Genomic DNA, 7,318 nt, shown 5'->3' on the forward strand with positions numbered 1-7,318 from the left:
TGCGCCGACAGCCCGAAGGCCGCCTTCAGGTCCGCGTACACCGCCTTCTGCAGACCGTTGCGGTCTTTGAGGTCGTGGGCGAAGGCGACGGCGGATGCGTGGGTGGCGGCCCGGTTGCAGGCACGCAGGGTCGCCTCGAGCGCCGACGCCTGCACGGGCGTCGGCAGCAGCTTCACCTGCACCACCAGCTTCACAACCTGGACGGTAGTGCGACAACCGCACACACGACCGCCGTTCACCTGACGATCACCACCATGAGTGATCCGCAGGATGGTTGTTCGCATTCTCCGGCTTCGCCGGGCAGGCGTGCGGGCGCTACGCGCCCGGCAGGAAGCAGATGCTGCGACGCTCCGCGTCGCAGCCACAGGAGGCGATTCCTCCCCGGCGTGAACGCCGGGGCATCCTCGCCAGAATCAGGTGAACTCCACACTGACGACGGACGCCGTCCTGGCGGACCGCGAAGCCTCGGCTGGCCGCATCTGGCTGCGCGGTGTCCGGGAGGAGCCCGGTCTCATGGGCTGGTCGTGGTCGAGGGGACGAGGGCCCGCGCGGTCACCGGCGGACGGGGTGCGCCCACGCCTTTCCGGTGTCCACGGGGCCTGGCGCAGCCGCTGTTCCGGGTCAACTGAGGTCGGGCAGCGGCCGCCGGGTCACCTCGTGGGCGTCGTCCGGCGGGACGCCGAGCATGCGCAGGACCATCTCGGCCAGGTCCGAGGCGGCCTCGTCGCCGTCGAGGTCGGGGCGGGCCAGCCGCAGCGCCACGAGGGACAGCAGGGTCCCGCCGAGGGCGGACAGGGCGGTGGTCGGGTTGGTGCAGGTGAAGCGGCCCGAGGCGATGCCGATCTCCAGGTCGCGCAGGGCTCGAGGGGCGAGGCCCCGGTCGGTGTGGATCTGGGCCAGACCGCGGTCACGCAGGATCCGCATGAGTTCAGGGTGGGAGTCGGCCATCTGGGCGGTGAGCCGGAAGCCCGCCGCGACGAGCTCGGCCGGGTCGTCGATTCCTTGTACGCGCTCGTCGATGACCTGCCCGAACTCGTCCAAGGCGTCCGTCACCGCGGCGTCGAACAGCTCCGTCTTGGACTCGAAGTGGTTGTAGAAGGAGCCGAAACCCACGTCCGCGCGCTCGGCGATGGCCTGGATGCTGGCGCTGGTGTCGCCGGTCTCGGCGAGGATCTGCCGGGCCGCACGGACGAGCGCCTGACGGGTCTCGGCGCGGCGCCGTTCGAAGCGGTTCTTGGGCGGGGCTGACGTCGGCATACGGCGAGTGTAACAACCGTCACGATTAGTCTGCCATTACTGATGAGACCATCAATTATTTGGCCCCGCGCTATTGACGATAGGTACGGCAAAGTTGATGATTTCCTCATTACGGCAATGTTGCTTGGAGGACACCATGTCCCACACCCCCGTTAACGGGGCTGCTCCCCAGACGCCCCACCAAGACCTCCACAGTGAGCAGGGCGCCCTGCGCGGAGAGCATCCCGGACGTTCCCGGAATCCCGTGATCAAGGTGGCCGACCTGGCCTGGCTTGAGTTCGAGAAGCCCGACCTGGACCAGGCCGAGGTCTTCGCCCGTGACTTCGGGTTCGCGATCGCCGCCCGCACCGAGGGGGAGCTGTGGCTGCGGGGCACGTTCGCCGGCTCGCCGTGCATGGTGATCCGCAAGGGGCGTACGTCCCGCTTCATCGGACCGGCGTTCCGCGCGGCCGAGAGGGCCGACCTCGACCGGCTGGCTCGCGCCACCGGCAGTACCGTCCGGGACATCGGCGTACCGGGCGGTGGACAGTCGGTCGCCCTGCTCGATCCCTCGGGCCTGCCGGTCCGGGTCGTGCACTGTGCCGAGCAGCTGCCCGCGCTGCCCGAGCAGGAGCCGCTGATCCTCAACTTCGGTACCGATCACCGTCGTGCGAACGCCACCCAGCGTCCGCCCCGTGAGCCGTCGCGTATCCAGCGGCTGGGCCATGTGGTGCTGGAGACACGGGTGTTCGCCCGCACCTTGGACTGGTACCTGGACACCCTCGGGATGATCGTGTCCGACTTCCTGTTCCTGGACGGGCAGCGCGAGCGCGGGCCGACCATGGCGTTCATCCGCTGCGACCAGGGCAGCACGCCCGTGGACCACCACACCCTCGCCCTGCACCTGGGGCCCGGAACCGGCTACGTCCACTCCGCCTACCAGGTCACCGACCTCGACGCGATCGGCGCCGGTGGGGAGTACCTGGCCGAGCGCGGTTACCAGCGCAGCTGGGGGATCGGCCGGCACATCCAGGGCAGCCAGCTGTTCGACTACTGGCGCGATCCCGACCACTTCATGCTGGAGCACTTCGCCGACGGCGACCTCTTCTCCTGCGACCTGGAGCCCGGCTGGGCGCCGATGTCGGCGAGCGGCCTGGCCCAGTGGGGCCCGCCGGTCACCCGCGACTTCCTGGGCACCAACCCGTCCCCCGCCAAGCTGCGCGAGGTCATGGCGGCCCTGCGCGACGACAACGAACTCGACCCCGCACGCCTGCTGGGCCTGATGAAAGCGATGAGCTCATGAGCACCAACGTTCTGCGCACCTCCGACGGCTGGTGGGTCGTCCGGGACGAGCGCGCCGTCCGCATCGAGACCAAGGCGGTCACCACCGCCGAGCTGCTCGCCGACCGGGACGCGGTCCGCGAGGCCGCTGCCTCCGCCGAGAGCGGCACGCCCGTCGCCGACCTGGTGGCGCTGCCTCCGGTCACCACCCCCTGCCGGGTGGTCGCCCAGATGGTCAACTACCGCAGCCACGCCAAGGATTCGGGCTTCACCGGGGACATTCCGCCCACCTTCTTCCGCAAGGCGTCCGGCTCGGTCAGCGGACCGCACGAGAAGATCGTCCGCCCCGCGCACGTGAAGTTCCTCGACTACGAGGTGGAACTCGGCCTCGTCATGGGCGCGGCCCTGCCCGTGGGCACCGTCGTCGAGGAGCAGGACCTGCCGCGCTACGTCGCCGGCCTTGTCCTGACCAACGACGTCAGCGCCCGCGACGTCCAGCTGACCAAGACCCAGTTCTACGAGAGCAAGTCCTATCCGACCTTCACGCCGACGGGGCCGTACCTGGCCCTGCTGGAGCCCGAGGACTTCGCCCTGCTGCTGAACCTGCGGCTGCGGCTGTCGGTCAACGGCGTGTCGCGCCAGGACCGCACGCTGGCCGACATGATCGTACGGCCCGCGCAGGCGCTCACCCTGCTCGCCCGCTTCCAAACCCTCGACCCGGGCGACCTGCTGCTGACCGGCACTCCCGGCGGCACGGCCCTGAAGGCCCCGCCCAAGCCGGTCGCGAAGATCAGTGCGCTGCTGCCGCCCGCAGTGCGGTGGAAGGCGTTCTTCAAGGGCCAGGCCAAGAACCCCCGCTACCTGCGCAACGGTGACCTCATCACCGCCACGATCGCCACCCCGGACGGGCGGATCGACCTCGGCGAGCAGCGGACCCCCGTTACGGACGCACCATGAAGGCCGCATCCCGGAGACCGGTGGTGATCATCGGTGCCGGACCCGTCGGCGTCACGGCCGCCCTTCTGCTCGCCCGGCACGGAGTGCGCAGCTTGCTTCTCGAACGCCATCGGGGCATCTACCACCTGCCGCGTGCCGTCGTCGTGGACGACGAGGTCCGCCGGATCCTGCAGAGTGTCGGTGTCCACGAGGAGTTCGCCGCGCTCGCACGCCCGGCGCGCGGGCTACGGCTGCTCGATGCCGAGCACCGCGTGATCGCCGAGTTCCCGCGCTCCTCGCACGGACACCACGGCTTCCCGGAGACCAGCATGTTCGACCAGCCCGAGCTGGAACGCCTGCTGCGTGACGCCCTGGCGCGCCGCCCGGAGTGCGAGCTGCAGGGCGGGGTGGAGGTCGTGTCCGTCACCCAGGACACCGACGGACCGAACGATCCGACGGGTGCGGTCCGGGTCACCTTCCGCCGCGACGGCAGCGACGAGGAGGAGCAGGTGTGGGCGGATGCCGTCCTCGGCTGTGACGGCGCGGGCAGCCTCACCCGTGACTCCATCGGCGCCGTGTGGGAGGACCTGCACTTCCAGGAGAGCTGGCGAGTCATCGACGTGCGCACCACCCGCCAGGTGCGCAGCTGGGAAGGCGCCGAGCAGATCTGCTGCCCCAACCGGCCGGCCACCTTCATGCGCGTCGGCGAGGACCGCTACCGCTGGGAGTTCCGGCTGCCCGAGGACGAAAACCTGGACGGTCCGGACGGGCAGGAGCGCCTGCGCGAGCTGGTCGCCCCCTGGGTGGACCTGCCGCCCGACGCCTCGCCGGGCGGCGACTTCGAGGTGATCCGGCAGGCGCAGTACACCTTCCGGGCCCGTCTCGCCGATCGGTGGCGCAGGGGGCGCGTCTTCCTGTTGGGCGACGCCGCCCACCTCACCCCGCCCTTCGTCGGGCAGGGTCTGTGCGCGGGCCTGCGCGACGCCCACAACCTCACCTGGAAGCTCGCCCGCGTCCTCCAACAGGGCGCACACGACGGGCTGCTGGACACCTACGAACGCGAGCGCAAGCCGCACGCCCGCCATGTGATCCGCGTCGCGGTCGCCGTCGGCTGGGCCATGACGGGCGGACAGGACCGCGGTGCGGCGCTCCGCCGGGCCGTCGTGGGCACGGCCTGTCGCATCCCCGGCGTGACCGCGGCGGTGAGCCGTGACCTCAGCCCCGCCCTGACCGCCGGTCCACTCGTACGGCGCCGCCCCAGGCTGACCGGCCGCGTGCTGGCCGGCACCTTCTGCCCGCAGCCCTGGGTACGGCACGACGGCAGGCGAGTGCGCCTCGATGACGTCCTCGGAGACTCCTTCGCCGTCCTGACCGCTGTGCCGCCCACGGCGCAGATGACGGCCGTGGCCACGGCACTGGGCGCCCCGACGATCCACGTCGACGACCTGGGCGGCGACGGCACCCTGGCCGCCTGGCTGACACGCGGCCGTGCCGACGCCGTCCTGCTGCGCCCCGACCGCGTCGTGATGGACACCGTCCCGGCCGGCACCGGCGACTTCCCGGACACCGCCGCCTGGGCCCCCCTGCTGCACACGACCCGCCGTACCGCCGACGCCCGGCCCGCCCCCTGACGAGGAACACCACACCATGACCACCCCGCACCTTGCGCCGTATCCGGAACCCTTCTTCACTCCCGACCCGAAGTCGGCCGCCCACAGCCGCATCGCGGACTTCGCCCGATGGGCGGCCCGGCACCGGGGCGCCGAAGGGATCCAGGACCCCACGGACTACCGAGCCCTGTACCAGTGGTCCGTCACCGACCTCGAAGGTTTCTGGGCCGCGGTGTGGGAGTACTTCGACATCGATGCGACAACTTCGTACGAGCGGGTGCTGGCCGAGGAGACCATGCCCGGCGCCCGCTGGTTCCCCGGCGCCACCCTCAACTACGCCCACCACGCGCTGCGCAACCTGCAGCCGGACGCTCCCGCGATCACCGCCCTGGACGAGACCGGAGCCGGCTACGAGATCACGGGCCGGGAGCTGCGTGCCCAGGTCGCCTCCGTCGCCGCCACCCTGCGCGACCTGGGCGTCGGACCGGGCGACCGGGTGGTGGGCTATCTGCCCAACACCCCCCACGCCGTCATCGCCTTCCTCGCCACCGCCAGCCTGGGCGCGGTGTGGTCGGTGTGCGGCCAGGACTACGCACCCAAGGCCGCCGCCGACCGCTTCGCCCAGCTCGAACCCACGGTGCTCATCACCGCGGACGGCTACCTGTTCAACGGCACCACACACGACCGCCGGACCGCCTCGCTCGAACTGGTCCGCGCCCTGCTCACGCTGAAGGCCACGGTGCTCGTGGACCACGTGGGCCTTGCCTGGCCCGAGGGCGGGGACTCGGGGCTGACGGTTCTCTGGGAGGACGCGGCCACCCGCGTCGAGTACCTCACCATCGCCCCGGTGCCGTTCGACCACCCCCTGTGGGTCGTCTTCTCCTCCGGCACCACGGGCCTGCCCAAGGGCATCGTCCACGGGCACGGCGGGGTCCTGCTCGAACACCTCAAGACCCTCGGCCTGCACACCGATCTGGGCATCGGGGACCGCCTGCTGTGGTACACCACCACCCACTGGATGATGTGGAACCTGGTCGTCTCCACCCTGCTGACCGGTGCCACCACCTGCACCTACGACGGCAGCCCCGCGCCGCACGCCCGCCCGGACGTCCTGTGGGAGCTGGCGGCCCGCCACAAGGTCACCGTCTTCGGCACCAGCCCCCAGTACCTCCTGGCCATGGCCAAGCTGGGCATCGAACCCTCCGTGCACGACCTGTCGGCCGTCCGCGTCATCGGCTGCACCGGCTCCGCTCTGCCCGCCTCCGCCTACCCCTGGGTCCGCGACCACGTGGGCGCCGGCGTGCAACTGGCCTCCACCAGCGGCGGCACAGACGTCGTCTCCGGCTTCGCCGGCAGCGCCTCCACGACCCCCGTCTGGGCGGGGGAGCTGTCCGCTCCCAACCTGGGGGTGGCGCTGGCCGCCTACGACGAGGAAGGCTTCCCCGTCGTAGGCCGGGTCGGTGAACTGGTCGTCACCCGCCCCATGCCGTCGATGCCGTTGTACTTCTGGAACGACCCCGCCGGCAGCCGCTACCGCGACGCCTACTTCGGCGCTTACCCCGGTGTGTGGCGGCACGGCGACTGGATCACCCTTACCTCGTACGGCTCGCTGATCGTCCACGGCCGCTCAGACGCCACCCTCAACCGCAACGGCGTACGGCTCGGCAGTGCCGACATCCACGACGTCGTCGAACGTCTCCCCGAGATCACCGAGGCCCTCGTCATCGGAGCGGAGGAACGCGACGGCGGCTACTGGATGCCGCTCTTCGTGGTCCTCGCCGACGGGGTCGGCCTGGACGATTCCCTGCGCGACCGGATCCGCGACGCGATCCGCGCCGGCGCCTCACCCCGCCACGTCCCTGACGAGATCCTCGCTGCACCGGCTCTCCCGCACACGAGGACCGGCAAGAAGCTCGAGGTTCCCGTCAAGCGCCTGCTCCAGGGTGCCCCCGCCGAGCAGGTCCTGAACCCCGCGGCGGTCGACAACCCCGAACTGATCGCCTACTTCGCCCGCCTGGGCGCGGAGCGGAACAAGCGGTCAACACACCACACATGACGTCGGCCAGGGGGTCACAGGCACACGTGACAGCACCCGGTCCTTGTGCCCCGCCCGGCTCCGCGAACCCCGTCCCCACCGAGTGGTGGGGGGGGGGGGGGGGGCGCCCGCCCCCCCCCCCCCCCCCCCCCCCCCGAGGGCAAAAGAAGCAAAAGAGCGAACACCGCGCACCCACGGCCCCCGGGCGCGGGGAAGCGGG

5 protein-coding genes and 1 pseudogene are annotated in these 7,318 nt (G+C 71.2%); 4 read left to right on the plus strand and 2 right to left on the minus strand.

The window, feature by feature from the left end:
• Positions 1-194, minus strand: a pseudogene (locus tag ABT009_RS47030) (RNA-guided endonuclease TnpB family protein); the annotation flags it as partial.
• A 427-nt stretch (positions 195-621) separates the two neighbouring features.
• Complete coding sequence (locus ABT009_RS47035) at positions 622-1,257, minus strand: TetR/AcrR family transcriptional regulator (RefSeq protein WP_351309512.1); 636 nt, start codon at positions 1,255-1,257, stop codon at positions 622-624.
• A gap of 136 nt (positions 1,258-1,393) precedes the next feature.
• Here ABT009_RS47035 and ABT009_RS47040 point away from each other — a divergent pair, with 136 nt between their 5' ends.
• Genes ABT009_RS47040 through ABT009_RS47055 form a run of 4 tightly spaced genes read left to right on the plus strand, consistent with a single transcriptional unit; the run spans position 1,394 to position 7,119 of the window.
• A complete protein-coding gene (locus tag ABT009_RS47040) occupies positions 1,394-2,539 on the plus strand; it encodes a VOC family protein (RefSeq protein WP_351309515.1) in 1,146 nt (381 codons plus the stop codon).
• Entirely contained in the window at positions 2,536-3,474 is a 939-nt protein-coding gene (locus tag ABT009_RS47045; RefSeq protein ID WP_351309518.1) for a fumarylacetoacetate hydrolase family protein, read from the plus strand. The genes ABT009_RS47040 and ABT009_RS47045 overlap by 4 nt, the downstream gene beginning before the upstream one ends.
• Positions 3,471-5,084: a bifunctional 3-(3-hydroxy-phenyl)propionate/3-hydroxycinnamic acid hydroxylase MhpA gene (gene mhpA / locus ABT009_RS47050; RefSeq protein WP_351309521.1), complete on the plus strand. Its 1,614-nt coding sequence runs from the start codon at positions 3,471-3,473 to the stop codon at positions 5,082-5,084. Before ABT009_RS47045 ends, mhpA begins: the two co-directional genes overlap by 4 nt.
• A gap of 16 nt (positions 5,085-5,100) precedes the next feature.
• Positions 5,101-7,119, plus strand: a complete 2,019-nt coding sequence (locus tag ABT009_RS47055) for an acetoacetate--CoA ligase (RefSeq protein ID WP_351309524.1) — start codon at positions 5,101-5,103, stop codon at positions 7,117-7,119.
• The last annotated feature ends 199 nt before the right edge of the window (positions 7,120-7,318 follow it).

Source organism: Streptomyces sp. NPDC002896 (assembly GCF_040295225.1).
In the GTDB taxonomy this organism is placed as follows: domain Bacteria; phylum Actinomycetota; class Actinomycetes; order Streptomycetales; family Streptomycetaceae; genus Streptomyces.